Below are 23,853 nucleotides of genomic sequence, written 5' to 3'. Positions count from 1 at the left end.
CCCCCTGGACACCACCGCCGTTCCCCTGCGGAGGCGTTGGTCTCCGCGCCCCGGTGGTGGGCTGTTCGCGCAGTCCCGCCCCCTCGGCCCCAAGGGGCCTGGGGGGGGACCCCAGCGCCCCTGATTCGCTGCCCCCGTCACTTGTCTGCGGGCCGGGGCGGAGGTTTTTAGGGGCGCGGGGAACTGCGCGACAAGCCCACCATGGTCCGCAGACAAACGAGGGTTCAGGGGCGCGGGGGGTACCACCACGCCCTCTGGGCGTAGGGGGAGAACGGAGCGACAAGCCCACCACGGGCCGCAGCGGCAAGCGCTCTAGCCCAGGCGGCGGATGACGATTCCCAGGACCTGGTCCACCGGGCACGCGCCGTGGTTGCGTGAGTCGTCGCTGTACGGGCCGTCACCGACCGCCGCGAGGTGACCCGCCGGCACGGGCTCGCCGGCGAACGGATCGCCCGCCAGCGCCACCGCCCGCTTGATGAACCACTCCGTGGCCGTCAGGTCGCCGCTGACCGGTGGCCGCTGTCGCCAGGAGGTCTCCAGGTCGGGCCGGGCGACCACCACGATGTCCCCGCGGCGCAACCCGCGCGCACCGCGCCGTATCAGCACCCGGTCGCCGTGCGTGAGGGTCGGCTCCATGCTCGGACCGCGCACGGTCACGGCCACGTAGCACCGGCGCACCCGCCACGCGGCAACCGCGACGCCCGCGCCCACCAGGCCAGCCGCAACGGCAGCCACGCCAACGCGCCCGGGCCGAATGCGCACGTCTTTACCAGGGTCGCTCACACCGCCACCTCCTCGTCCTCGTCCTGATCCTCGTCCTGATCCTCATCCTCGTCGTCCTCGATGTACCCCGACGCCTGGAGCGCGAAGAGCCGCGCGTACTCGCCGCCGAGGGCGACGAGTTCGCCGTGGCTGCCGCACTCGGCGATCCGCCCGTCCGACAGGACCACGATGCGGTCGGCCCGGCGCACGGTGCCCAGCCGGTGCGAGATCAGCAGGCTGGTCGTACCCGCGCGGTGCGCCCGCAGCCGCTCGTGCAGTTGCTGTTCCGCAGCCGCGTCCAGGCCCGCGGTCGGCTCGTCCAGGACGAGCAGGTCCCGACCCTCCCGCAGCAGCGCGCGGGCCAGGGCGAGCCGCTGCCACTGGCCGCCGGACAGGGCCACCCCCGCCGACGGCTTCCCCGTCTCTTCGTCGTCCGGCTCGGGGAACGTACGGGACAGCAGCGTGCCGTAGCCGCGCGGCAGTTCGCTGACGAAGCCGTGGGCGTCGGCGCGCCGGGCCGCGTCCGCGATCCGCTCGGGGTCCCCCAGGTGGCGCAGGTCCCCGATGCCGATGTTGTCCGTCGCCGACAGGTCGTACGCCACCCGGTCCTGGAACACCGCGCTGATCCGGTCCCGCAGCTGCGCCGGGTCCAGGTCGCGGACGTCCGTGCCGTCCCACCGCACCGCGCCCCGCGTCGGGTCGTACAGCCGGCAGACCAGCTTGACCAGGGTGGACTTGCCGGCGCCGTTGAGCCCGACGAGGGCGACGGACTCGCCGCGGGCGATCGTCAGGCTCACCCCCCGCAGCACCCAGGGCCCGTCGTCCCGGTAGCGGAACCAGACGTCGTCGAACTCGATGCGGTCCGCGAGCGGCGCGAAGGGCAGCGGGTCGGGGCGAACCGGCAGGTCGGTGGGGAGCCGGTTCACCTCCACGTAGTGCCGGAAGGACAGCAGGCTGTGGTAGCCGCCGGTGACGTGGCTGATGGTGACGGACAGCGCCCCCTGCACCCCGGCGGACGCGGCTAGGTACGCCGACACGTCCCCGACGCCGAACCGCCCCGACAGCGCGCCGTGGACCGTCCACGCCAGCCCGGCCGCGGCGACGAGCGCGCCGAGCAGCGCGGGCGGCGACTGGAGCGCGAGCACCCGTCGGTCGTAGCGCTCCTCCGCCGCGTTGATGTCCCGCGTCTCGGTGTCCATCCGGCCGAGCAGGAACCCTCCGGCGCCGAAGAGTCGGACCTCCTTGACCGCGGAGACGTTCAACATCAGCTCTTGGTAGAAGAGTTGGCGCCGGTTGCGCGGGCTGATCGCCCACGTCAGCGCGGCCTGTCTGCGGGTGAGGGAGATCTGCACCAGCAGCGCGGGCACGGCCGCGGCGACCGTGACGGCCGTCAGCCACGGGGAGATCGAGGAGAGGACCGCGACCATCCCCGCGATCGCGACGGCCTGTTGGACCAGGCCGAACATGGCGGTGGTGATCTGACCGGGCGCGCTGATCGCCGAGTCCTGGGCCAGCCTGAGCCGGTCCAAGAAGGCGTGGTCCTCGAAGCGCGCCAGCCCGACGAACTCGTTGACCTTGCCGTACAGCCGCCGCTGCGCCAGGTGCGCGATGCCGCGCTGCAACCGGACTTCGGTGTACGTGGACACGTACGGCAGGACGACCGTCAGCGCGGCGACCGTACCGATGCCCGCGGCGAGCGTCAGCGGGGAGGGCCCCGGGGCGCCCCGGCCGTACTGGAGCGCGTCGAAGAGCCACTTCGTCAGGAGCGTCGCCGCGACGGGCAGCAGCCCCTGCGCCACGGTCAGCAGGACCTGGCAGACGAAGGTGACCGGGCCGGCGCGCCAGGTCAGCTCCAGTGCGGCGCCCGCGCCGGCGGCGAAGCCGCGCAACCCGCCGAGCCGGTCCGCGTCGACCTCCCCGCTCCCTCCCCCGCCCCCGCTCACGCCGGCAGGCGGTCCAGCACCGGGTTGGTGCCGGCTGCGGCGTAGGTGACGGTGCCGTCCGGGTCGACCAGCACCGTGGTGGGCGTGGCCTTGATCGCGTACAGCGTGGACAGCGGACCGGCGGCCCCCTCCCGCACCACCGTCGCGACCCCGGCCAGCGCGGCGGTCATCTCTTCGACCACGGCCTCGTCGCTCCCGGCGATCACGACCACGTGCTGTGCGGCGCCGATCCCGCTGCGCCGGGCGAACTCGGGCAGGTCACCGGCTGCCGCGACGCAGACGGAACACTCGGTGGACAGGAACGTCAGCGCTGCTTCCCGGCCCGTCAGACCGGCAGAGGTCACCTGGGTCCCGTCGGTGGCGTCCGCGGCGAACGGGGGCAGCGGCTCGCCCGTCGGAGGACCCGACTGCGGGTTCTCGTACGTCCCGGACCGGATCTTGCGCTCCTCCTCGTGGCGGCGCAGCCGCCGGATGACGGCGAGGACCAGCACCAGGTTCAGCGCGGTGACGGCCCCCAAGAGCAGCAGTCCCAAGGTCAGATAGATCATGCGACGTCCCTTTCGTGGGGTGGGTCGAGGCGTGAGGTGCAAGAGGAATACGGGCTGGTTCTACGGGCTGCTTTTACCGGCCGGCCAGCAGGTCGACGATGTCGTCGAAGAAGGCGGTCACCAGGGTGATCACCGCCGCCGCCACGACGCACAGGACGACGGCGGGCAACTCCGGCGACGCGTCCCGGGCCGCGCCGACGCCCACCAGGCCCAGGACCGCGAGCCCCAACAGGGGCGCGTTGCGTACGACGTGCCGTCGGCCCAGCCGTGCGGTGGGGCGGCCGAAGCAGGCGCACGAGACCTCGGCGCGGGAGACGGTGGCCCAGGCGGCGACGGCGGTGAACCCCGCGGTGAGCACGGCGGCGACGACGAGCCCGGGGCGTACCGTCTGCGCGGGGCCGAGCAGCGCGAGCCCGGTGGCGCCCTCCGCCGCGATCAGGACGTACGCCGCCGGCCTGGCCAGCCGCCGGGCGCCCGGCCCCGAGCGCGGCAAGCGCCGCAAGAGCCCGTCGAGCATGTCCCGGCTCTCCTGGAAGGACCGCGCCTTGGCGACCGCGGACACCAGGAGGACCCCGGCGAGCGCGAGCCGCGCCGTGAGCACCGCGTACGTCACGATCGTCACTCCTCCGCCAGCAGCCGCGCCGTGGACCTGCGCCGCCGAATCAGTACGGGAGCCAGGCCGGCGAGGAGGGCCACGGCTCGGACCCGGCGGCACGTCGGATGACGTTGCGCCAGACGGGGCACGGACCCTCCTCCGTTCCTTTCAGTCGTCGATCAACGGGCTGGGGCCGATCAACAGGTCATGACGCCGCAGTTCTTCCAGGGGCCGCAGTAGGGAGTGGTGCAGGCGCTGCCGCCCACGTAGCAGCACCGCTTGTGCAGACGGGTGGCTATGCACTGGGACTGCGTGTAGGAGGTCTGGCAGCCTCCGGAGCAGCGGCCGAGGCACGGGTCCTCGGCGGCCCACGCCTCGGTCTCGGGGGCCAGTCTGCTCAGCAGGGTGTCGCCGAGTCGGTTCAGGAACTTCACGGGTTCGCCTCTCTCGTCGGTCGTGCACCGTGGCGGTTCTGACGTCCCGAGTCCCCGCGCTCTGTCGTGAACCCGGGTCGGCGCGTCCACCTGAACGCGCATTGGAGTAGACCATTCGCACCGGGTGTCCACAACGGGGTGATCGGCATTGTGATCGAGGCGTGACTGGGGTCACACAAGAGATTCGAAGGTCCTCAAGTGGCCAACGGCGCACGGCATTTGAGCCATCGGGACGAGACTGCCGCCATCACGGAGTCGAGGCCAGAACCGCGCACCCGCCCTTCCCGCCCCCGGCCCGACCCCCGGCTCCGGACCAGCCGTGATGCGTCTCGCGCCGGGAGCCCTATCACCCCGCGATCACCCTTCGATCCCCGAAGTGATCGCTGGAAATCCACGGAAACAGAAGGGCATTCGCCAGGCGCTTTCGCCCACCCGACGGGCCCACGGTGCGTGATTTCCGCAAGAGAGTTTCGGGCAGCAACTGCCTTTCCCCTCGAAATAGTTGATCAGCCGAACGCCGCCGTGCATATCTAGTGACGACCGACCGGCCTTTACCCACCCCGAAGAGGTCGGACTTCAACGAACGCGAGGAGACCTCCATGCGTAAGAGGATCGCCGCAACCCTGGGCACCGCCGCCCTGCTTGCGACCAGCGCTTTGACCTTCGGCGCAACCCCGGCATCAGCAGCCCCGGCGGCCGAGGGCGAGAAGCAGCCCCGAATCAGCGTGACCTTCCGCGGCGAGTCGGCGGGCGCCAATGACTTCCGCGTCGAGATCTCCGTCGGCAATGACTTTGCCGGCCACGGGGTCTGGATCGCGAATGGGGACCGCCTCATTGTCGAGGACTTCCGGTCCGACGGATATTACGTCAAGGCTTTCCTTGGAAACGGACTCCTGGCATCCACCAAGGGGAAGCCCGCAATATCCTACGACGAGGCGACCAGAAACCTCCCGGAGGGGAGCAAGCACGACCTGTGGGTATGCCTGGAGAAGGCCGGCGACTCCCATTGCAGCAGGGCGTACACGATCACGGCCTGACCCCGAAGGCCCCCAAGACCCCCGGACCCGGCCTAGCGCCCGAGTCCGGGGGCATCCGCATGTCCTGGTCAGCAGGTCAGCAGCCCGCAGTTCTTCCAGGGCCCGCAGTACGCCGTGGGGCAGGCTGGACCACCCACGTAGCAACACCGCGTCTGCAACCGGTTGGCCACGCACATCTCCCGGGTGTAGGCGGTGGCGCACCGGCCGGGCGAACAACGCCCGGCACACGGATCATCGGCAGCCCACGCCTCGGTCTCGGGAGCGAGTCTGCTCAGCAGGGTGTCGCCGAGTCGGTTCAGGAACTTCACGGGTTCGCCTCTCTCGTCGGTCGTGCACCGTGGCGGTTCTGACGTCCCGAGCCCCCGCGCTCTCTCGCGAACCCGGGCCGGCGCGTCCATCTGAACGCGCACTGGAGTAGACCATTCACTCCGAGTCACCACAACGGGTCGATCGGGATCACGGTCGAGGTGTGACTGGAGTCACATGGGAGGCGGAGGCGAACTCAAGGCCCCATTGAGCCAGGGCATTTGAGCCCCCGAGGCCAGTTGGCGGCCGACCTCCCGCCGCCCCCTTCGACTCCGCTGGCTCCGCCGAATCCGCCGGACGGGCGGACAGGTAAGGCGCATGGGTGAGCGGGACGGCATGTCCGCTTGACACATCGCGCGCGGTGGCAGGGATGGCGCGATCGAACGTGCTCGAAGACCAAGGACTCAAGGACTCAAGGACTCGAAGACTCGAAGACTCGAAGGGGAGTGAGCCGGCGTGGCGATGTCGAACAGGGCGGGATGCGTGGCGGCCGGCCATCTGGCCGGGCTGCTGGCGGGGCTGCTGATCGTGCTGGCCGCCCCGGGCGTGGCGCAGGCTTCGTCGGTCGGAGCGGCGCGGGCCGCGGCGTGCACGGCGTCGGCGGGGCCGTACCAGAAGCAGGTCGAGAAGCACCTGGGGCTGCCGGTGGACGGGCAGCAGTCCACCGCGGACTGCGAGGCGATCGCCGCGTTCCAGCGCGAGCACGGGATCGAGCCGGCCGACGGGACGGCGGATCTGCACACCTACCGGGCGGTGATGTGGCAGCAGGCGCTGGCCGAAGGCGGTGCGATCAAGGGCTGCCCGGACACCGACGGGGTGGTGGTGTGCATCGACGAGAACCGGCAGGTGCTGTGGGTGGAGGACGCGGGACGGGTGGCCTTCGAGCCGGTGCCGGCGCGTACGGGCAAGCCCGGGTACGGGACCCGTACCGGCTGGTTCGAGATCTTCGAGCGGGTGGAGGAGTTCTGGTCCGACCTGTACGACGGGCCCATGCCGTTCGCCCAGTTCTTCAGCGGCGGGCAGGCCCTGCACGCCAGCTACCGCCCGATCTTCGAGGACCCCGGCTCGCACGGCTGCGTGAACCTGCGGTACGACGACGCCAAGGCGCTGTGGGGCAAGTTGAAGCTGGGTGACGAGGTGTACGTGTGGGGGACGCGGACCGGCGACTGAATCCCGGTCCGCAACGGGCGCGTCAGCGCGGACGGATCAGCGCGCGGTGGCCGAGAGCAGCAGCCCGACGTCCGCGGTCTTCTCCCCCTTCTCCGGGGGCGGCGCGACGGCGACGATGCGCAGCTCGCGGCGGTCGGCGCCCTTCGTGACGCCCTCGACGGTCGGCAGTCCCCGGCTGATCATTTGGATCCGGTCGACGGTGAAGGTCGTTCTGCTGCCGTCCGCGTGCTCGACCACCGCCTCGTCGCCGATGGCAACGCGGCCGACGGCGTGCAGCGTCCCGGGCCGCTCCTTCGCCCCGATGCGTCCGCTCAGCACGGCCGCGCCCTTCGCGCCGGGAACGGCGCTGGTGGTGAGCCAGGCGACCCCGTTGTCCGGGGCGGCCACCTTCTCCCCTTCCCTGACGCGGAGTTCCGTGACGTCCGCGTCGCGCAGCCCGGCGCCGCCGATGGTCACGGCCGTCGGGGTCCGCGCGCCGTGCGGACGGTCGTCGCCGTCACCGTCGCCGCCGAAGGGCGTGGCGCAGCCCGTCAGGGACGACGTGAGGACGATCAGGGCCACGGCCACCGCCGCCCGCCGTCCGCCCGCGGCACCGCGTGGGAACTTCGCACCGGACACGGCGCGCCTCCTCAACCAGGTCGTGGGGCCGCCTCGGTGAACGGTCGGCCCCGGCGCACCGAGCCTAGGAAGGCGTGCGTCGTGGCCGCGGCGTGCGACACCCGGGGCCGGGGTCGGGTCACCCGAACGGCCAGTGCCCGGCGCCTGGGTGGCCGCCGGGCACTGCGCTGGGAGAGCCTCCTCCCTACTTCTCCTCCCTACTTCTTGTCCTTACTTCTTGTCCTTACTTCTTGTCCTTGGGCGTGACCTTGCCTTCGGTGGTGCAGCGTTCGTCTTCGCTGCCGCGGGCGCAGTTGTTGCCCGGGGTGTCGGAGACGACGGTGTTGTGCAGCTTCAGGTCGCCGAAGGTCCGGACGTCCGTGGTGATGGAGAAGGTGATCGTCGCGGACTGTCCGGGTTCGAGCGCCCCGCGCCAGGAGAGGGTCGGTTCGTCGTAGGAGACGGTGCCCCTGCTGGCCTCGGCGTCGTCGTTGTACGCGGCGTCGTCGAGGAGGTCGCTCAGGTCGTCGGTGAAGACGGCGGGGTTCGCCGCGGTGTAGGCGGTGTCGCCGGTGTTGGTGACGGTGACGGTGTACTCCACCGTGTCACCGGGCTTCACCGTCGCCGGCCCGTTCTGCTTCTTCGTGATCGTCAGCCCGGGCTCGCCCGTCACCTCGGTGGTCGTGGTGTCGTCGTTGTTGTCCGGGTCCGGGTCGGGCTCGTTGCCCTCCACGACGGCCGTGTTCACGATGCTCGTGGCGTCTTCCGCCGCGGTCCCGGTCAGCACGACGTCGGCGCTCTCGCCGTCGGCCAGCGGCCCGCCCTCGCAGGTGAGGGTGCGACCGGTGATCGTGCAGCCGTCGGTGGACGTGGCGGCGTTCTCAAGACCGTCCGGAACGGTGTCGCTCAGGGTCCAACCGGACGAGTCGCCCGGCCCGTTGTTCGTCACCGTGATCGTGTACGAGATCTCATCGCCCTCCTTCACGGTGGCCGGCCCCTCCTTCGCCAGGGTCAGGTCCACCTCGGCGTTCACCACCGGGGGCACCTCGGTCGTCACCGTGTCCTCGTTGTTGTCGGGGTCCGGGTCGGGCTCGTTGCCCTCCACCGTCGCCGTGTTCACGAAGGTCACCGACTCTGATGGCGCGGTCCCGGTCAGCACGACGCTGGTGCTGTCGCCGACGGCGAGCGCACCGCCCTCGCAGGTCAGCGTACGACCCGAGATCACACACCCGGCGGTCGGCGTCGCCGCGTCCCGCAGCGCGAGCGGGATGGTGTCGGTCAGCGTCCACCCGGTGGAGTCCGAGGGCCCGTTGTTGGTGACCGTGATCCGGTACAGGACGCGCCCGCCGGCGGTCACCTCCGCCGGCCCGACCTTCGCCACGGCGAGGTCGACCGACTGGTTCACCTTGGTGGTCGTGGTGTCCTCGTCGTTGCCCGGGTCCGGGTCCGGGTCGTTGCCGTCCACGACGGCCGTGTTCACGATGCTGGTGGCATCCGGTGCGGCCGTGCCGGTGAGGGTGATCTCCCTGCTGTCGCCCACCGCCAGCGGACCGCCGATGCAGGTGAGCCCGTCGGCGCCGATCGAGCAGCCGGGCGTGGTGGTGGCCGCGTTCTCCAGGCCGGCCGGGATCGGGTCGTTCAGGCCCCAGCCCGTGGAGTCCGAGGGACCGTTGTTCGTCACCGTGATCGTGTACGAGACGTCCCCGCCCGCGGCCACGGTCGCCGGCCCGGTCTTGGTGACTGCCAGGTCGACCCGGCGCTCCAGCGTCGTGGTCACGGTGTCTTCGTTGTTGTCCGGGGTCGGGTCGGGCTCGTTGCCCTCCACCGTCACCGGGTTCACGATCCGCGTGGCGTTCGCCGCGGCCGTACCCGTCAGGGTGACGGTGGCGCTGTCACCGACGGCCAGCGCCCCGCCCTCGCAGGTGAGGGTCTGCCCGGTGACCGAACACCCGGGGGTGGTCGTGGCGGCGTTCCGCAGCGTGGCCGGGATCTCGTCCGTCACCGTCCAGCCGGTCGAGTTCGACGGACCGTTGTTCGTGACGGTGATCGTGTACGAGACGTCCTCGCCCGCGATCGCGGTCGCCGGCCCGGTCTTCGTCACCCCGAGGTCCACCGACGGCGCCACGGTCGTGGTGGTCGTGTCCTCGTTGTTGTCCGGGTCCGGGTCCGGGTCGTTGCCGAACACCTTCGCCGTGTTCTCGATGGAGGTGGCGCCCAGCGCGGCCGTGCCGGTCAGCGTGATCTCGACGCTGTCGTCCACCGCCAGCGCACCGCCGGTGCAGGACAGCATGCCGTTGGCGATGCTGCACCCGCCCGTCGTGGTGGCGGCGTTCTCCAGGCCGGCCGGGATGGCGTCCGTCAGCGTCCAGCCTGAGGACGCGTTCGGCCCGTTGTTGGTCAGCCGGATCGTGTACGAGACCTCCCCGCCGGCCGACACCGACGCCGGCCCCTCCTTCGTCACGGCCAGGTCCACCGGCATCTGGAAGCAGGAGGTGGCATCCACGGAAACGGAGCTGGCCGGCGCCTGCTGCGTGGAGAGCTGGGTGAAGGTCGGGGAGGCGGGGTTGGCGATCTGGATACGGGTGATGACGCCCGAGTTGCTGAAGAAGCCCAGGTCACCGTTGCCGTAGGTGTACGTGCCGCCGTAGTCGGCGACCGGCAGGACGCCCGGGTAGGTGGTGACCGTCCCGGTCGTCGGGTCGATGCGGGAGATCCCGCCCTGCCGGTTGGCGCCCCACAGGTAGCCCTCGCTGTACGCAAAGTCGATGACCCCGCCCAGGGTCTCGCTCAGGGTGATCAGGGTCGCCGTCTTCGCGGTCACGTCGACCCGGTAGAGCTGGTTGTTGTAGCCGTTGGCGACGAAGTAGTTACCCGCGTCGTCGAACGCGCCCGCCGCGTAGTTTCCCGCGCCCGTCGGCAGTCCGGTGATCCCGAGGATGGTCACCGCGCCGTCGTCGTCGATCCGCAGCAGGTTGGGGTTGGCACCCCGCTGGATCGCGTAGATGTAGTTGTCGTTCGGGTTGACGCCGATGGCGTTGTAGTCCTGGGAGGCGGTGCCCACGGGCATGAACGTGATCTCCCCCGGACTCGTCACCCCCTCGTAGAGCTGGGTCGTCGGGGTCCCGGCGGACAACATGATGTTGCCCGCGCACGACAGCGGGGCCCGGGCGCTGGCCCCCGGAGCCGCGGACTGCGCGGCCGGGGCCGGCTGCTGCGGCTGAGCCGGGACGGAAGCAAGGGCGGTGGAAGAGGCAGAGGCGGGAGCGGCTGACGCGACGAGGGCTACTGCGGTGCCCAACGCCATCAGCCAGGGTCTCCTGGGCGTACGGATGGGGGTCTCCTCAGCTTCGTGAGGGCACGGGCGGACGAAACCGGGCTCGGCCGAACGCAGCCGGCCGAAACCTTTCCGCCGCCGGACCAGGTGGGTGAATGCGAATGCTCCGCGTATTGGATCGGCCTGATCAGAGCCGTTTCCGGGAACACAGGCCCCGAAATCGGGTTCTTCACCCCAGCGGCCCAGCACCCCCGGGCCCATTCAGGCGACCCACCCACCCCACCCGATCAGCCGCCCCCGCGACCCTGTTTCGCTGCCCCCGTCACTTGTCTGCGGGCTGAGGGCAGGGGGTTTGGGCGCTGAGGGTCTCCCCAGGCCCTCTGGGGCCGAGGGGGCGGAGCTACGCGAACAGCCCACCACCGGGCCGCAGAGACCAACGCTCCCGCGGGGAAACGGCGGCTACGTCCAGGCCCAGGAACGCGCGCGGGACCTCGCGGACACGACCAAGGGCCTCAGGTCATTGCGCCGGGCGCAAGTGGATCAGGCCCGCGTCCGTCGACCGGAAGCCGCAGGATCCGAAGTAGAAGTCGGCCAGCTCGGGGTCGAAGTCGACGTGCAGCCACTCGCACCCCGCGGCCTTCGCCCGCTCCGCCGCCACCCGGACGACGGCCGTTCCGATGCCGCGGCGCTGATGCGTTCCCCGGGTCTTCGTGTCGATCAGGAAGGCGTGGTCTCCCCCGTCCCACGCCACGTTCACGAACCCCACGAGCAACCCGTCCTCGCCCCGGGCCCCCACCCAGCCGAGGCTGTGCTCCCGGATCCTGTCCCACCAGCCGGCCTCGGCGCGCCCGCCGTGGGACCGGACGAGATCGACCATCTCCTCGTCGGTGATGGCGGCGCGCCACGTGCAGGTGATCTCTACGCTCATCCCGTCAGCGTGGGGGACGTCCCTCCCCGACGACAACGGCATTTCCGCCGCCGCTGCCTGTCAGCGTGCCCGCTCACGTTCCGATAGGGCTCGCGAAGGCGGGGCTTGGCCACCTTGCCGGTGCTGGTGCGCGGCAGTGCGTCGGCGAAGACGACGGCTCGGGGGATCTTGTATCGGGCCAGCTGCCCGTCGAGGAACGCAAGGATCTCCTCGCCCATGTCCTCCTCGCCCATGCCCTCGGCGCCCGTGCCCCCGGCGCCCGGACGACCACGGCGCACCCCACCTCGCCCCACTCCTCGTCGGGCGCGCCGACCACGGCGCAGTCGGCGACGGCCGGGTGCTCCAGCAGTGCCCTCTCGACCTCGGAGGGATAAACGTTCTCGCCGCCCGAGATGAACATGTCCTTCGCGCGGTCGACGACGGTGACGTACCCGTCCTCGTCCTCGGTCGCCACGTCGCCCGAGCGGAGCCAGCCGTCGACGAAGGCGGCATCCGCATCGGGCTCGGGCTCCTCAAGCCGACCCCAGTAGCCGGCGGTGACGGTGGGACCTGCCACGACCAACTCGCCGTGCTCACCGCGTACGGCGTCGTCCCCGGCCCGGTCCACGATCCGGATGTCGTTGAAGAAGTGCGGCGGACCGGCGCTGCCCGCATGGTCAGGGCGTTCTCCGCGTCCAGCAGGCACACGCCGGGGGACGCCTCCGTCAGGCCGTAGCCCTGGAGGAAGCGCAGCCCGTCACCCTTCGGTGCCGCCGTGCTCTTCTTCCGGAACCGGGCGGGCAGGACACAAATTGACGCTCCGTCAGATCGCTTCGCGAAGTTCTACATCGCCCTCTACGGGCACTCTGGAGACGACCGGGGAAAGGTCGACTTCTACGGCGTCGACCGACCCAAGCCACCGTTTGCGAGGCGCCCGCGGCACGACGAAGTGGTGACTTTCGAAGAGCTCGTCGACGAGGTGATCAGGGTCTACGACGCGAGGAACGACCCTCCGTTTGAGTGGGCCGCTGACTGACACCGGACCACCGCCACCTCCGCAACCAGTCATGCTGATGCGCCCGCCTGGGGACAGATGACGAGATGGCTCTGAGCTAGGTTCCACCCTGCCTGGAGCCGTCTCACATCACGCGTCGTCAAGCTGCCCGCCGTCGGCGTCGACGTTAAGACCTTGCGCGAGACCCTCAGGCACAGCGACAGCCTGATCACCCAGGACATCCATCCGCCGGTCATGCCCAAGGCCGCGCGAGTCGCCGCCGAAGCGACGGCCACCATCGTGCCGCGCGACGCGCCCCGTCGGCCCACCTGGCTCCCGCCGGCTGCCTGCTCGCGAAGATCGTCGAGTCCCGCCCCCCGACGGACCCGGGTGCAAGAAATAGCCCTGGTCAGCAAATATCTGACCAGGGCCCTTCTGGAGCCGCCTTCGGGATTCGAACCCGAGACCTACGCATTACGAGTGCGTTGCTCTGGCCAACTGAGCTAAGGCGGCGCGCTACGGATCGAAGATCCCCAACGGGGATACGTTCGCATCAGCAGCGGCGCTAAGTCTACAGGGTTCTTCCGGGTGCCCCCGACCACCTCCGTGGGGCTGCCCTGCACCTCAGCGGCCCCGTCGCCCGGGGCTCAGCGGCAGCGTTTGCCGTCCGGGGGGACGGTGCCCTCCAGGAGGTAGGTGTTGATCGCGGTGTCGATGCAGTCGCTGCCGCGGCCGTACGCCGTGTGGCCGTCGCCGTCGTACGTCAGCAGGGTTCCGGAGGAGAGCTGGGACGCCAGCGACTGCGACCACTTGTAAGGGGTCGCCGGGTCGCGGGTGGTGCCGACGACGAGGAGGGGGGCGGCGCCCTTGGCCTCGATGCGGTGGGGGGTGCCGGTGGCGGGGCTGGGCCAGTACGAGCAGTTCAGGGCCGACCAGGCGAAGTTCCGGCCGAAGACGGGGGACGCCCGCTGGAAGTCCGGGACCGCGGCCTCCACCTGCCCGGCGTCGGTGAAGGCGGGCGGGGCGTCGAGGCAGTTCACTGCCGCGTTGGCGAACATCAGGTTGGCGTAGCCGCCGTCCGGGTCGCGCTCGTAGTAGGTGTCGGCGAGGCCGAGCAGCGCGGCGCCGTCGCCGCCCATCGCGCTGGTGAGGGCGGCGCGGAGCTGGGGCCAGGCCGCCTCGTCGTACATCGCGGTGAGCACGCCCGTGGTGGCCAGCGACTCGCCGAGCGCGCGGGCGGTGCCGGTGGGGACGGGCTCGGCGTCCACGTCGGCGAAGAACTCGGTGAGGCGGTCGGAGGCGTCCACCACCGAGGTGGTGCCCAGCGGGCAGTCCTTGCGCTTGACGCAGTCGTTCGCGAACGACTGGAACGCGGTCTCGAAGCCCGCCGTCTGGTCGCGGTTCAGCTCGCGGGCCGACAGGGAGGGGTCCATTGCGCCGTCGAGCACCAGCCGGCCGGTGCGGGCGGGGAAGAGTTCGGCGTACGTCGCGCCGAGGAAGGTGCCGTAGGAGGCGCCGACGTACGACAGCTTCGCGTCGCCGAGGACCGCGCGCAGCACGTCCATGTCGCGGGCCGCGTTCGCGGTGGAGACGTGCGGCAGGACCCGGCCGGAGCGCTCCTTGCACCCCTCGGCGAACCCCTTCAGGGAGTCGATCAGCTTGGCCGCCTCCAGCTGGGTGTCCGGGGTCTGGTCGGTCTGGGTGTGCTTGTCCATGCCCTTGCCGTCGAGGCACTCGATCGGCTCGCTGCGGGCCACGCCGCGCGGGTCCATCGCGACCAGGTCGTAGCGGGCGCGTACGGGAGCGGGGTAGCCGACGCCCGCGTACGCCTGGAGGTATTCGACCGCCGAGCCGCCCGGGCCGCCCGGGTTCACGTGGAGCGAGCCGATGCGGGCGCCGGGGCCGGTGGCCTTCTTGCGGGCCACGGCCAGCTTCACGGAGTCGCCGGAGGGCTTCGCGTAGTCCAGCGGGGCCTTCAGCGTGGCGCACTGGAAGCCCTCCGCGCCGCAGTCGCGCCACGACAGCTTCTGCGCGTAGTACGGCTTCAGCTCCGCGGACGGCGCGGTGCGGGCGCCGCCGGTGCCCGAGCCCGAGCCGCCCGACGTGGCGTCGGAGGGCGAGGAGTCCCCGGCCGTGCAGCCGGAGAGCAGGGCGCCCGTCGCTGCCAGGGCGAGGGCGGAGCTGCGGAGGAAACGCCGTGGGTCCATCCCCGGAGCGTAGGCGAGGAGGCCGCCGCCCGTGCCTCCGCCTCACCCGTACGAGGACGTACGGAGGACGTGGAGAGGACGGCCGCGGACGCACGAGGACGGCCGCGGACGCACGAGGACGGCCGCGGATGCACGAGGACGGCCGCGGGACGGCGCGCGCTCAGCCGGTGCGCAGCGCCATCGTCATCGCCTCCACCGCGAGCAGCGGAGCGACGTTCGCCTCCAGGGCCTCCCGGCAGGACACGACCGCCTCTATCCGGCGCAGGGTGCGCTCGGGCGTGGACGCGCGGGCGATCCGGTCCAGGCAGTCGCGCACGTCGGTGTTGGCGAGGGCGATCTCGCTGCCGAGCTGGAGGGCGAGCACGTCACGGTAGAAGCCGGTCAGATCGCTGAGCGCCAGGTCCAGGCTGTCCCGCTGGGTACGCGTACGGCGGCGCTTTTGGCGGTCCTCCAGCTCCTTCATCGCGCCGGCGGTGCCCCGCGGCATCCGGCCGCCCTGCGCGGCGCCGAGCGCGGCCTTCAGCTCTTCCGCCTCCCGGACGTCCAGCTCCTCCGCGACCTGCTTCGCGTCGTCCGCGGCGGCGTCGATCAGCTCCTGGGCCGCCTTGAGGCAGCCGCCGACGTCGTCCACGCGCAGCGGCAGCTTCAAGACGGTGGACCGGCGCGACCGGGCCCGCTCGTCGGTGGCCAACCGGCGGGCGCGGTCGATGTGGCCCTGGGTGGCGCAGGCCGCGGCAGCCGCCGCATCGGGCTCGATGCCGTCCCGTCGGACCAGGACGTCGGCGACGGCGGCGACCGGGGGCGTGCGCAGCGTCAGATGGCGGCAGCGCGAACGGATCGTCGGCAGCACGTCCTCCAGGGAGGGCGCGCACAGCAGCCACACGGTGCGCGGCGCGGGCTCTTCGACGGCCTTCAGCAGGACGTTGCCGGCGCCTTCCGTGAGGCGGTCGGCGTCCTCCAGGATGATCACCTGCCAGCGGCCGATGGCCGGGGAGAGCTGGGCGCGACGGACCAGGTCGCGGGTCTCCTTGACGCCGATGGAGAGCAGGTCGGTGCGGACCACCTGCACGTCCGCGTGGGTGCCCACGAGGGCGGTGTGGCAGCCGTCGCAGAACCCGCAGCCGGGCGCGCCGCCCAGGGCGCGATCGGGGCTGACGCACTGGAGCGCGGCGGCGAAGGCGCGCGCCGCGGTGTCCCGGCCGGCGCCGGGCGGGCCGGTGAACAGCCACGCGTGCGTCATCTTGGACGCCTCGGGGCGCGGGGTGCCCTCGGCGTCGGCGGTGACGAGCGCGTCGGCGTCCCGCGCGGCTGCCGCGAGCTGGTCCTGCACCCGCTCCTGACCGACGAGGTCGTCCCACACGGCCATGCGCCGTCACCCGCCTCTTCCTACGTTTCCTGCGTCTTTTCCTGCGTCCCGTACCGACCGGGTTCCATTGTGGACGCTGGGTGTGACAGCGCGGGCCCGGAGCGTACGAACGACGCGCGCGCACCCGTGCCCGCGCCTGCGTCAGCGGCGGCGCCCGCGGCGGCCGTCCCCGTCCTCGCCGCCGTGCGGGCCGAGGAGTTCGTCCGCGAGCGAGGGCAGGTCGTCGAGCGGGGTCTCTTCCGCCCAGTCGGAACGGCGCCGGGAGGCGTCGGGGCCCACGGCATCGGGGTCGACCTGCGGAAGTTCGCGCGTACGGTCGTTGGGGCCGACGGCGTCGTCGCCACCCCGTTCGTCCCGCTCGTCCCGCTCGTCACGCTCGTCGCGGAAGAAGCCCTGCGGCACCCGGTCCGCCGGCGCCTCGTCACCGACGGCCGGCAGCACGGCCGTCTCCTCGACATCGCGCTCACCACGTACGACACGCACCGGCGGCAGCACCGCCGTCTCTTCGACGTCCCGCTCATCCCGCTTATCCCGCGCGTCACGCGCATCACGCGCATCCCGCTCGGCCGCCTCCGACGCGACCCGCGGAACCTCCTGCGTCACGTCGTCCGGCCGGACGATCGGCGTCGGCACGGTGATCTCGTTCGCCGACTCCTCTGCCGCGGCAGCGGCGGCAGCAGCCGCCTCGGCAGCCTCGGCTTCCGCCGCCGCCTTCCGCCGGGCCTCCTCCTCGGCCGCCCTGCGCGCCTCCTCCTGCGCCTTGCGACGCGCCTCTTCCTCCGCGGCCCGCCGCGCCTCCTCGGCCTTCAGCAGCGCTTCTTCCGCCTTGCGCTGCTTCTCCAGCCGCCGCTCCTCGGCCTCCTCGCGCAGCCGCTTCTGCTCCTCCGCCAGCTTGCGCAGCCGCTCCTGCTCCTCAAGGCGGGCCTTCTCCTCGGCCTCCCGCTTGCGGCGCTCCTCCTCGGCGAGGCGCCTGGCCTCCTCGGCGCGCTGACGCGCCTCCTCCGCCTGGCGTTCGGCCTCGCGCTGCCGCGCGGCCTCCTCCTCCGCCTTCCGGCGCGCCTCTTCCTCGGCGCGCAGCCGGGCCAACTGCTCCTGGCGCTCCCGCTCCAGTCGCTCCTCCTCGGCCTTGCGCGCGGCCTCTTCCTCCGCCTTGCGCCGGGCCTCCTCCTCAGCCGCCCTGCGCGCCTCCTCCTGCGCCTTCACCTCGGCCTCGGAGAGCGGCAGCATGCGGTCGAGCCGGTGGCGCACGGCGGTGGTGACGTCCGCGGGCTCCAGCCCGGCGTCCACCACCAGATAGCGCCCCGGGTCCGCGGCGGCCAGCGTGAGGAAGCCGGCGCGCACCCGCTGGTGGAACTCCACCGGCTCCGACTCCAGCCGGTCCGGCGCCTCCGTGAACCGCTCGCGCGCGACCTCCGGCGAGACGTCCAACAGCACCGTCAGATGCGGAACGAGTCCGTCCGTGGCCCAGCGCGAGATCCGGGCGATCTCCGTCGGGGACAGGTCGCGGCCCGCGCCCTGGTAGGCGACGGACGAGTCGATGTAGCGGTCCGAGATCACCACGGCGCCGCGCTCCAGCGCCGGCCGGATCACCGAGCCGACGTGTTCGGCGCGGTCGGCGGCGTACAGCAGCGCCTCGGCGCGGTTCGACAGCCCCGCGGACGAGACGTCGAGCAGGATCGAGCGGAGCCGCTTGCCGACCGGGGTGGCCCCGGGCTCGCGCGTGACGACGACCTCGTGGCCCTTGGCCCGGATCCACTCGGCGAGCGCCTCGACCTGGGTGGACTTCCCGGCGCCGTCGCCGCCCTCCAGGGCGATGAAGAAGCCGGTGTCGGCGGGGGCCTGCTGCGGGTCGGCACCGCGCCGCAGCGCGTCGCCGAGGTCGCGCCGCAGCGGTACGCCGGACCGGTCGTCGGTCTTCGCCAGGACGACCGCGGCGACCGGCAGCAGCAGCGCGCCGACCAGCATCAGCGTGAAGGCCGCGCCGCCGTGCGCGAAGACGACGTCGCCGCCGGCCAGCCGGTGCGGGCCGATGACCGCGGCGAGCAGCGGCGCCGCCAGGGCACCGCCGGCCACGGCCACGCGCACGACCGCCTGGAGGTGTTCGGTCATCCGGCCGCGCCGGGACTCCTCCGTCTCCTGGTCGATCAGCGCGTGCCCGGTGTGCGCGGCGACGCCGGCCGCGAAGCCGGCCAGCGCGGCGATGAACAGCACGGTCGCGGTGTCCGGGACCAGCCCGGCCGCCAGCAGTGCGACGCCGGTCACGGCGAGCGCGAGGGCCAGCAGCCGCCGGCGCGACAGGGCCGGCAGGACGGCCGACGCGCCCCGGATGCCGAGGCCGGTGCCACCGGTCAGGGCCAAGACGAGCAGGGCGTAAGCCGTGGGCCCGCCGCCGAGGTCGAAGGCGTGCAGCACGGAGACGGCGACGGCGGCGGAGATCGCCGCGGCGACCGCCCCGCACCCCAGCACGAGCAGCGGTACGGCACCGGTCCGGCCCTTGTCCGTGACCCGGCCGCCGTCGGCGGTGCCGGCCGCCAGGGGCCGGCGCAGCCCCTCCAGCGGCGAGCGCGGGCGCGGCGTCTGCCCACCGGGCAGCGCGACGAAGTACAGCACCGAGACGGACGCGGCGAAGAGTCCGGCCGCGACGTACGAGGCGAGGGCGGCCTGATGGGTGGCGAACCACTCCACGCCCTGACCCAGCAACTCCCCGAGGAGCGACGCCACGAGCAGGACGAGCGCCGCAGCCGGGATCACGGCGAAGGACGTGCGCAGCCACAGCCGGCGCAGCGCGTCGAGGTGGTCCGGCAGCGGGCGCACGGCGGCGCCCTCCGGCGGCGGCGCGGGCAGCAGCGCGGGCGCGGCGCCGTCGCGCGCGACGGTCCAGAAGCGTTCCGCCGCGCCGGTGACGAGGACCGTGCCCAGCAGGATGAGGGGCGCGTTCGCCGGCGTCCAGTCGATCCACAGCGGCGCGACGACCAGCAACCCGAGCCGCAGCCCGTCCGCGCCGATCATCGTCCAACGGCGGTCGAGCGGGCCCTTGTCGGCGGTGAGCGTCGTCAGCGGGCCGAGCAGTACGGCGCCGAACAGCAGCGTCGCGAGGACCCGGACGCCGAGCACGGCGGCCACGGCGAGCGCCGCGCCCCGGTACCCGTCGCCGAAGGTGCCCTCGCTGACGGCCGCCTGAAGGGTCAGCAGCACCAGCACGAGGACGGCGAGGGCGTCGCCGACGCCGCCGACGACCTGCGCGTGCCACAGCCGCCGCAGCGACGGCACCCGCAACAGGGACCGCAGGGCCCGCTCGCGACTGTCGGCCGCGAGGAGGTCGTCCACGGCCGCGGGTTCCGGTGCGGCAGCGGCTCCCGATCCGGATCCGGATCCGGGTGCAGGCTCAGGTGCGGGTGTGCCGGAGTCTGAGGCCGTCTCTGAGACGGTGCCCACGACCGCCTTCTGCTCGGGTGGCTGCTCGGCTCGCGTCATCCGCCCAGCCTATCCGGAGCGCCGTGCTCCCCGAAGGCCCGTCCGAACATGTGCGCGGGTCGGCGAGTCGCGACGCGTACGGCGTACACGGCACGTACGGAACCGGTCACCCACGGTCCGGATCCGGCCGCCTGAAGCGCCCGAAGCGCACGGGGGGCGTGCGACATGCGAAGGGCGCCCCGACACACGCCGGGGCGCCCTTCGCATCACACTGGCGCTACTCGTCCGTGGCTCGCGCCGCGGTCTTCTTCGCCGCCGTCTTCTTCGCGGGAGCGGCCTTCTTCGCCGCCGCAGTCGTCTTCTTCGCCGCGGCCTTCTTGGCCGGCGCCGCCTTCTTCGCCGTCGTCTTCTTGGCCGGCGCCTTCTTGGCCGGGGCCTTCTTCACGGCCTTCTTCGCCGTCTTCTTGGCGGGGCCCTTGGCGCGCTTCTCGGCCAGCAGCTCGTAACCGCGCTCCGGCGTGATCGTCTCGACGCTGTCGGCGGTCCGCAGGGTCGCGTTCGTCTCGCCGTCGGTGACGTACGGGCCGAACCGCCCGTCCTTGACGACCACCGGCCGCTCGCTGACCGGGTCGGTCCCCAGCTCCTTCAGCGGCGGCTTGGCCGCGGCCCGACCGCGCTGTTTGGGCTGGGCGTAGATCGCCAACGCCTGCTCCAGCGTGATCGTGAACAGCTGGTCCTCGCTCTCCAGCGAGCGCGAGTCCGTGCCCTTCTTCAGGTACGGGCCGTAGCGGCCGTTCTGCGCGGTGATCTCCACGCCCTCGGCGTCGGCGCCCACCACCCGCGGCAGCGACATCAGCCGCAGCGCGTCGTCCAGCGTGACGGTGTCCAGCGACATCGTCTTGAAGAGGGACGCGGTCCGCGGCTTGACCGCGTTCTTCCCGGTCTTCGGGGTGCCCTCGGGCAGCACCTCGGTGACGTACGGGCCGTAGCGCCCCGCCTTCGCCACGATCTCGTGGCCCGACGCCGGGTCCTTGCCCAGCGCGAAGTCCCCGCTCGGCTTGGCCAGCAGCTCCTCCGCGTACTCCACGGTCAGCTCGTCGGGCGCGAGGTCCTCGGGCACGTCGGCGCGCTGGTGGCCCTCCGCGTCCTTCTCACCGCGCTCGACGTACGGACCGAACCGGCCCACGCGCAGCACGACGCCGTTGCCGACGGGGAAGCTGGAGATCTCCCGGGCGTCGATCGCGCCCAGGTCGGTGACCAGGGCCTTCAGTCCGCCGAGGTGGTCGCCGTCGCCGTTGCCTGCGTCCGCGGCCGAGCCGCCGCTGGCGTCGGTGTCCACGCCGAAGTAGAAGCGCTTCAGCCACGGCACCGCCTGCGCCTCGCCGCGCGCGATGCAGTCGAGGTCGTCCTCCATCTTCGCGGTGAAGTCGTAGTCGACGAGCCGGCCGAAGTGCTTCTCCAGCAGGTTGACCACGGCGAAGCTCAGGAACGACGGCACCAGGGCCGTGCCCTTCTTGAAGACGTAACCGCGGTCGAGGATCGTGCCGATGATCGACGCGTACGTGGAGGGGCGACCGATCTCGCGCTCCTCCAGCTCCTTGACCAGCGACGCCTCGGTGTAGCGGGCGGGCGGCTTGGTGGCGTGGCCGTCGACCGTGATCTCCTCGGCGGACAGCCGGTCGCCCTCGCCGACCTGCGGCAGCCGGCGCTCGCGGTCGTCCAGCTCGGCGTTCGGGTCGTCCGCGCCCTCCACGTACGCCTTCATGAAGCCGTGGAAGGTGATCGTCTTGCCGGAGGCGGTGAACTCGGCGTCGCGGCCGTCCGAAGCCGTCCCCGCGATCTTGACGGTGACGGAGTTCCCGACGGCGTCCTTCATCTGGGAGGCGACGGTCCGCTTCCAGATCAGCTCGTACAGCCGGAGCTGGTCGCCGGTCAGCCCGGTCTCGCCGGGGGTGCGGAAACGATCACCCGAAGGGCGAATCGCCTCGTGCGCCTCCTGCGCGTTCTTCACCTTGCCCGCGTAGGTGCGGGGCTTCTCGGGCAGGTACTCCCGCCCGTACAACTGCGTCACCTGCGCCCGCGCCGCGGTGACCGCGGTCTCGGACAGCGTGGTGGAGTCCGTACGCATGTAGGTGATGAAGCCGTTCTCGTACAGCTTCTGGGCGACCTGCATGGTGGCCTTCGCCCCGAAGCCGAGCTTCCGGGAGGCTTCCTGCTGCATCGTCGTGGTGCGGAAGGGCGCGTACGGGGAGCGGCGGTACGGCTTGGACTCGACGGAGCGGACCGAGAACCGGGTGTCGGCGAGCGCTGCGGCGAGCGCGCGCGCGTTCGCCTCGTCGAGGTGGAGCACCTGGCCGGAGCCGGACTTGAGCTGCCCGTCGGAGCCGAAGTCACGGCCCTGGGCGACGCGCCGTCCGTCGACCGCGGCGAGCCGGGCGGTCAGGGTGGACGGGTCGGACGGGTCACCGGCCCGACCGGTGGAGAAGGTGCCGGTCAGGTCCCAGTACTCGGCGGAGCGGAACGCGATGCGCTCCCGCTCCCGCTCCACGACGAGCCGGGTCGCGACGGACTGGACGCGGCCGGCCGACAGCCGCGGCATGACCTTCTTCCACAGGACCGGCGAGACCTCGTAGCCGTACAGGCGGTCGAGGATGCGGCGGGTCTCCTGCGCCTCGACCATCCGCTGGTTCAGCTCGCGCGGGTTGGCGACGGCGTCGCGGATCGCGTCCTTGGTGATCTCGTGGAAGACCATCCGGTGAACGGGAACCTTGGGCTTGAGGACTTCCAGGAGGTGCCAGGCGATGGCCTCGCCCTCGCGGTCCTCATCGGTGGCGAGATAGAGCTCGTCGGACTGGGCCAGCTGCTCCTTGAGCTTCTTGACCTGCGCCCTCTTGTCGGCGTTCACGACGTAGACGGGCTGGAAGTCGTGCTCGACGTCCACGCCGAGGCGACGGACCTCGCCCGTGTACTTCTCCGGCACCTCGGCGGCGCCGTTGGGGAGGTCGCGGATGTGCCCGACGCTCGCCTCGACGACATAGCCGGGGCCGAGGTAGCCCTTGATCGTCTTCGCCTTGGCAGGCGACTCGACGATCACGAGTCGGCGACCGCCTCGCGCGGTCTCGCTGGTCGGGGACAACTTCGCTCTTCTCTCCGGTCGAGGTCGGTGTTCGGTTCGACGGCCCCGGGTGGGGTCGCGTGCGGCCGGGTGGCGCGGTGTGGTGCGGTGTCGTGCTGCGTGGTGCTGCCGCCGCTGCGGAGTGTGACGGTACAACCCGCCCCCGTGTCAAACGGCGAAAGCCCACAACGGCCACTCGAACGGTAACCCGAGTCCGACCGTTCCTGCCGCCCGGACCGACACGCCGGTGGCGCGGGAAGCCCGGGTCGCGGGGGTCCGACGGCTGCCGCGACGGCGTCGCCGACGGGCCCGGAAGGGGCCGCTCGGGTGCGGCGCGGGGGCCGGTGTGGCGTACGGGGAAGGTGCGCCGGTCGGGCGGCGGCGGGGGCGCGGACGCGGCTGGTCAGGGGCCGCGGGGAGGGGTACTCGGGGGCGATCGCGGCGTGGTCGACGCGCTCGCAAGACGGCCGAAGCGTAGCGGCGGGGCGGGCGGGGCGCGGGGCGGGCGGAACGGACCGGCGGGCTCGGAGCGGCGGGTGCCGCGGACTTCGTGCGGGCCGCCCCGTGATCACACCCGGCTCAGGCACCACAGCCCGAGGGCGAGCGAAGCCGCGCCCGACAGCGCCGTCAGGGCGACGGCCGCGGTGGGGCTCACCCCGGCCGCGACGGGTGCGCGGTGTGCGACCCGCACCCCCGTCCACACCAGCAGCGCGGCTCCGAACAGCCCGAACGCCACTCCCGCGAAGATCGCCGGCCCGCTCTCCATGTGCGCACCCCGCCCTTCTTGAGTCCTTCCTGGCAAGGACCCAGAGGCTGGCACCTCGGAGCGTCGGACACACGAATTCCGAGTGAACGCCACGCCACTTCACCCACGCGGCCCCCGAACCCGACCCGCCCGCGCCCCGGCAACCCGCGATCGCCCCGCGCAAGCGTTGTTCCCGCGCCCCGGAGGGCGTGGTGGGTTCTCAGCGCCCCGGCAACCCCGCCGTAGCCACATCCGTAGGTCGGCCTCTGCGAGCAGTAGGTGGCTTGTCGCGCAGTTCCCCGCGCCCCCAAACTCCCTGGCCCCAGCCGGCAGGCAAGTGACGGGTCCCCCTTCAGCGGGCAGGGGAGGGCGGGGTCGGTGCGGTTGGGCGAGCAGGTGACCAGCGCGACGGAGTGGAAGAGCGTGCCGGTCAGGTAGT

General features: G+C 72.2%; 17 protein-coding genes, 1 tRNA gene and 1 pseudogene. 3 read left to right on the top strand and 16 right to left on the bottom strand.

Translation table 11 applies throughout. The annotated features are described in order from the left end of the window. Window positions 1–312: 312 nt before the first annotated feature. From ABZ842_RS35955 to ABZ842_RS35930, 6 genes are all read right to left on the bottom strand, one after another. Window positions 313–735 (bottom strand): S26 family signal peptidase, encoded by a 423-nt coding sequence (locus ABZ842_RS35955; protein ID WP_361547000.1) that lies wholly within the window; start codon window positions 733–735, stop codon window positions 313–315. A 44-nt stretch (window positions 736–779) separates the two neighbouring features. Continuing rightward, on the bottom strand, window positions 780–2,705 hold the full coding sequence (locus ABZ842_RS35950) for an ABC transporter ATP-binding protein (protein WP_361546997.1): 1,926 nt from the start codon (window positions 2,703–2,705) through the stop codon (window positions 780–782). Further along, complete coding sequence (locus tag ABZ842_RS35945) at window positions 2,702–3,253, bottom strand: redoxin family protein (protein ID WP_361546994.1); 552 nt, start codon at window positions 3,251–3,253, stop codon at window positions 2,702–2,704. Before ABZ842_RS35945 ends, ABZ842_RS35950 begins: the two co-directional genes overlap by 4 nt. A 73-nt stretch (window positions 3,254–3,326) precedes the next feature. Further along, window positions 3,327–3,866, bottom strand: coding sequence for a MauE/DoxX family redox-associated membrane protein (locus ABZ842_RS35940; RefSeq protein ID WP_361546990.1), 540 nt, complete (start codon window positions 3,864–3,866; stop codon window positions 3,327–3,329). A gap of 5 nt (window positions 3,867–3,871) precedes the next feature. Beyond that, window positions 3,872–3,997, bottom strand: coding sequence for a hypothetical protein (locus ABZ842_RS35935; RefSeq protein ID WP_361546987.1), 126 nt, complete (start codon window positions 3,995–3,997; stop codon window positions 3,872–3,874). 48 nt (window positions 3,998–4,045) lie between these two features. Then, window positions 4,046–4,282 (bottom strand): hypothetical protein, encoded by a 237-nt coding sequence (locus ABZ842_RS35930; protein ID WP_361546984.1) that lies wholly within the window; start codon window positions 4,280–4,282, stop codon window positions 4,046–4,048. Window positions 4,283–4,881: 599 nt separating this feature from the next. Here ABZ842_RS35930 and ABZ842_RS35925 point away from each other — a divergent pair. After that, a complete protein-coding gene (locus tag ABZ842_RS35925; protein WP_361546981.1) occupies window positions 4,882–5,319 on the top strand; it encodes a hypothetical protein in 438 nt (145 codons plus the stop codon). 768 nt (window positions 5,320–6,087) lie between these two features. Beyond that, on the top strand, window positions 6,088–6,795 hold the full coding sequence (locus ABZ842_RS35920) for a L,D-transpeptidase (protein ID WP_361547027.1): 708 nt from the start codon (window positions 6,088–6,090) through the stop codon (window positions 6,793–6,795). 36 nt (window positions 6,796–6,831) lie between these two features. On the opposite strand, the gene ABZ842_RS35915 is transcribed toward ABZ842_RS35920, so the two are convergent. From ABZ842_RS35915 to ABZ842_RS35900, 4 genes and pseudogenes are all read right to left on the bottom strand, one after another. Beyond that, a complete protein-coding gene (locus ABZ842_RS35915) occupies window positions 6,832–7,413 on the bottom strand; it encodes a class F sortase (protein ID WP_361546978.1) in 582 nt (193 codons plus the stop codon). A 223-nt stretch (window positions 7,414–7,636) separates the two neighbouring features. Next, a complete protein-coding gene (locus ABZ842_RS35910; protein ID WP_361546975.1) occupies window positions 7,637–10,459 on the bottom strand; it encodes a hypothetical protein in 2,823 nt (940 codons plus the stop codon). 724 nt (window positions 10,460–11,183) lie between these two features. After that, on the bottom strand, window positions 11,184–11,594 hold the full coding sequence (locus tag ABZ842_RS35905) for a GNAT family N-acetyltransferase (protein ID WP_361546972.1): 411 nt from the start codon (window positions 11,592–11,594) through the stop codon (window positions 11,184–11,186). Beyond that, window positions 11,591–12,329: pseudogene (locus tag ABZ842_RS35900) on the bottom strand (AMP-binding protein); the annotation flags it as partial. The gene ABZ842_RS35905 and the pseudogene ABZ842_RS35900, both read right to left, overlap by 4 nt. Before the next feature lie 19 nt (window positions 12,330–12,348). Here ABZ842_RS35900 and ABZ842_RS35895 point away from each other — a divergent pair. Further along, window positions 12,349–12,609 carry a hypothetical protein gene (locus ABZ842_RS35895; RefSeq protein ID WP_361546969.1) on the top strand — a complete coding sequence of 87 codons (261 nt, stop codon included), beginning with the start codon at window positions 12,349–12,351 and terminating at the stop codon, window positions 12,607–12,609. A 394-nt stretch (window positions 12,610–13,003) separates the two neighbouring features. Here the strand turns inward: ABZ842_RS35895 and ABZ842_RS35890 are convergent. The 6 genes from ABZ842_RS35890 to ABZ842_RS35865 all read right to left on the bottom strand — a co-directional run bounded on the left by ABZ842_RS35890 (window position 13,004) and on the right by ABZ842_RS35865 (window position 23,435). Next, a tRNA-Thr gene (locus tag ABZ842_RS35890) sits at window positions 13,004–13,080 on the bottom strand. A 134-nt stretch (window positions 13,081–13,214) separates the two neighbouring features. After that, window positions 13,215–14,774 (bottom strand): alpha/beta hydrolase, encoded by a 1,560-nt coding sequence (locus ABZ842_RS35885; RefSeq protein WP_361546966.1) that lies wholly within the window; start codon window positions 14,772–14,774, stop codon window positions 13,215–13,217. Window positions 14,775–14,934: 160 nt separating this feature from the next. Further along, the gene (locus ABZ842_RS35880) at window positions 14,935–16,140 is read right to left on the bottom strand and encodes a DNA polymerase III subunit delta' (protein WP_361546963.1); all 1,206 of its coding nucleotides are present in this window, start codon (window positions 16,138–16,140) and stop codon (window positions 14,935–14,937) included. Between the two features lie 141 nt (window positions 16,141–16,281). After that, a complete protein-coding gene (gene tmk, locus ABZ842_RS35875) occupies window positions 16,282–19,614 on the bottom strand; it encodes a dTMP kinase (RefSeq protein WP_361546960.1) in 3,333 nt (1,110 codons plus the stop codon). Between the two features lie 217 nt (window positions 19,615–19,831). Then, window positions 19,832–22,690 carry a type I DNA topoisomerase gene (gene topA, locus ABZ842_RS35870; RefSeq protein WP_361546957.1) on the bottom strand — a complete coding sequence of 953 codons (2,859 nt, stop codon included), beginning with the start codon at window positions 22,688–22,690 and terminating at the stop codon, window positions 19,832–19,834. A 547-nt stretch (window positions 22,691–23,237) separates the two neighbouring features. Beyond that, entirely contained in the window at window positions 23,238–23,435 is a 198-nt protein-coding gene (locus ABZ842_RS35865) for a hypothetical protein (protein WP_361546954.1), read from the bottom strand. Between the last annotated feature and the right edge of the window lie 418 nt (window positions 23,436–23,853).

The sequence above is a fragment of the Streptomyces sp. NPDC047315 genome, from assembly GCF_040643215.1.
Taxonomy (GTDB): domain Bacteria; phylum Actinomycetota; class Actinomycetes; order Streptomycetales; family Streptomycetaceae; genus Streptomyces.
This window is presented reverse-complemented; position numbering and strand designations above follow the sequence as displayed.

Excerpts from the sequence above, each read along its gene's own strand:
- ABZ842_RS35945 (WP_361546994.1), bottom strand. The coding sequence starts at position 3,253 with ATGATCTATCTGACCTTGGGACTGCTGCTCTTGGGGGCCGTCACCGCG.
- ABZ842_RS35925 (WP_361546981.1), top strand. The coding sequence starts at position 4,882 with ATGCGTAAGAGGATCGCCGCAACCCTGGGCACCGCCGCCCTGCTTGCG.
- ABZ842_RS35920 (WP_361547027.1), top strand. The coding sequence starts at position 6,088 with ATGTCGAACAGGGCGGGATGCGTGGCGGCCGGCCATCTGGCCGGGCTG.
- ABZ842_RS35910 (WP_361546975.1), bottom strand. The coding sequence starts at position 10,459 with ATGCCCGTGGGCACCGCCTCCCAGGACTACAACGCCATCGGCGTCAAC.
- ABZ842_RS35905 (WP_361546972.1), bottom strand. The coding sequence starts at position 11,594 with ATGAGCGTAGAGATCACCTGCACGTGGCGCGCCGCCATCACCGACGAG.
- ABZ842_RS35885 (WP_361546966.1), bottom strand. The coding sequence starts at position 14,774 with ATGGACCCACGGCGTTTCCTCCGCAGCTCCGCCCTCGCCCTGGCAGCG.
- ABZ842_RS35880 (WP_361546963.1), bottom strand. The coding sequence starts at position 16,140 with ATGGCCGTGTGGGACGACCTCGTCGGTCAGGAGCGGGTGCAGGACCAG.
- tmk (WP_361546960.1), bottom strand. The coding sequence starts at position 19,614 with ATGACGCGAGCCGAGCAGCCACCCGAGCAGAAGGCGGTCGTGGGCACC.
- ABZ842_RS35865 (WP_361546954.1), bottom strand. The coding sequence starts at position 23,435 with ATGGAGAGCGGGCCGGCGATCTTCGCGGGAGTGGCGTTCGGGCTGTTC.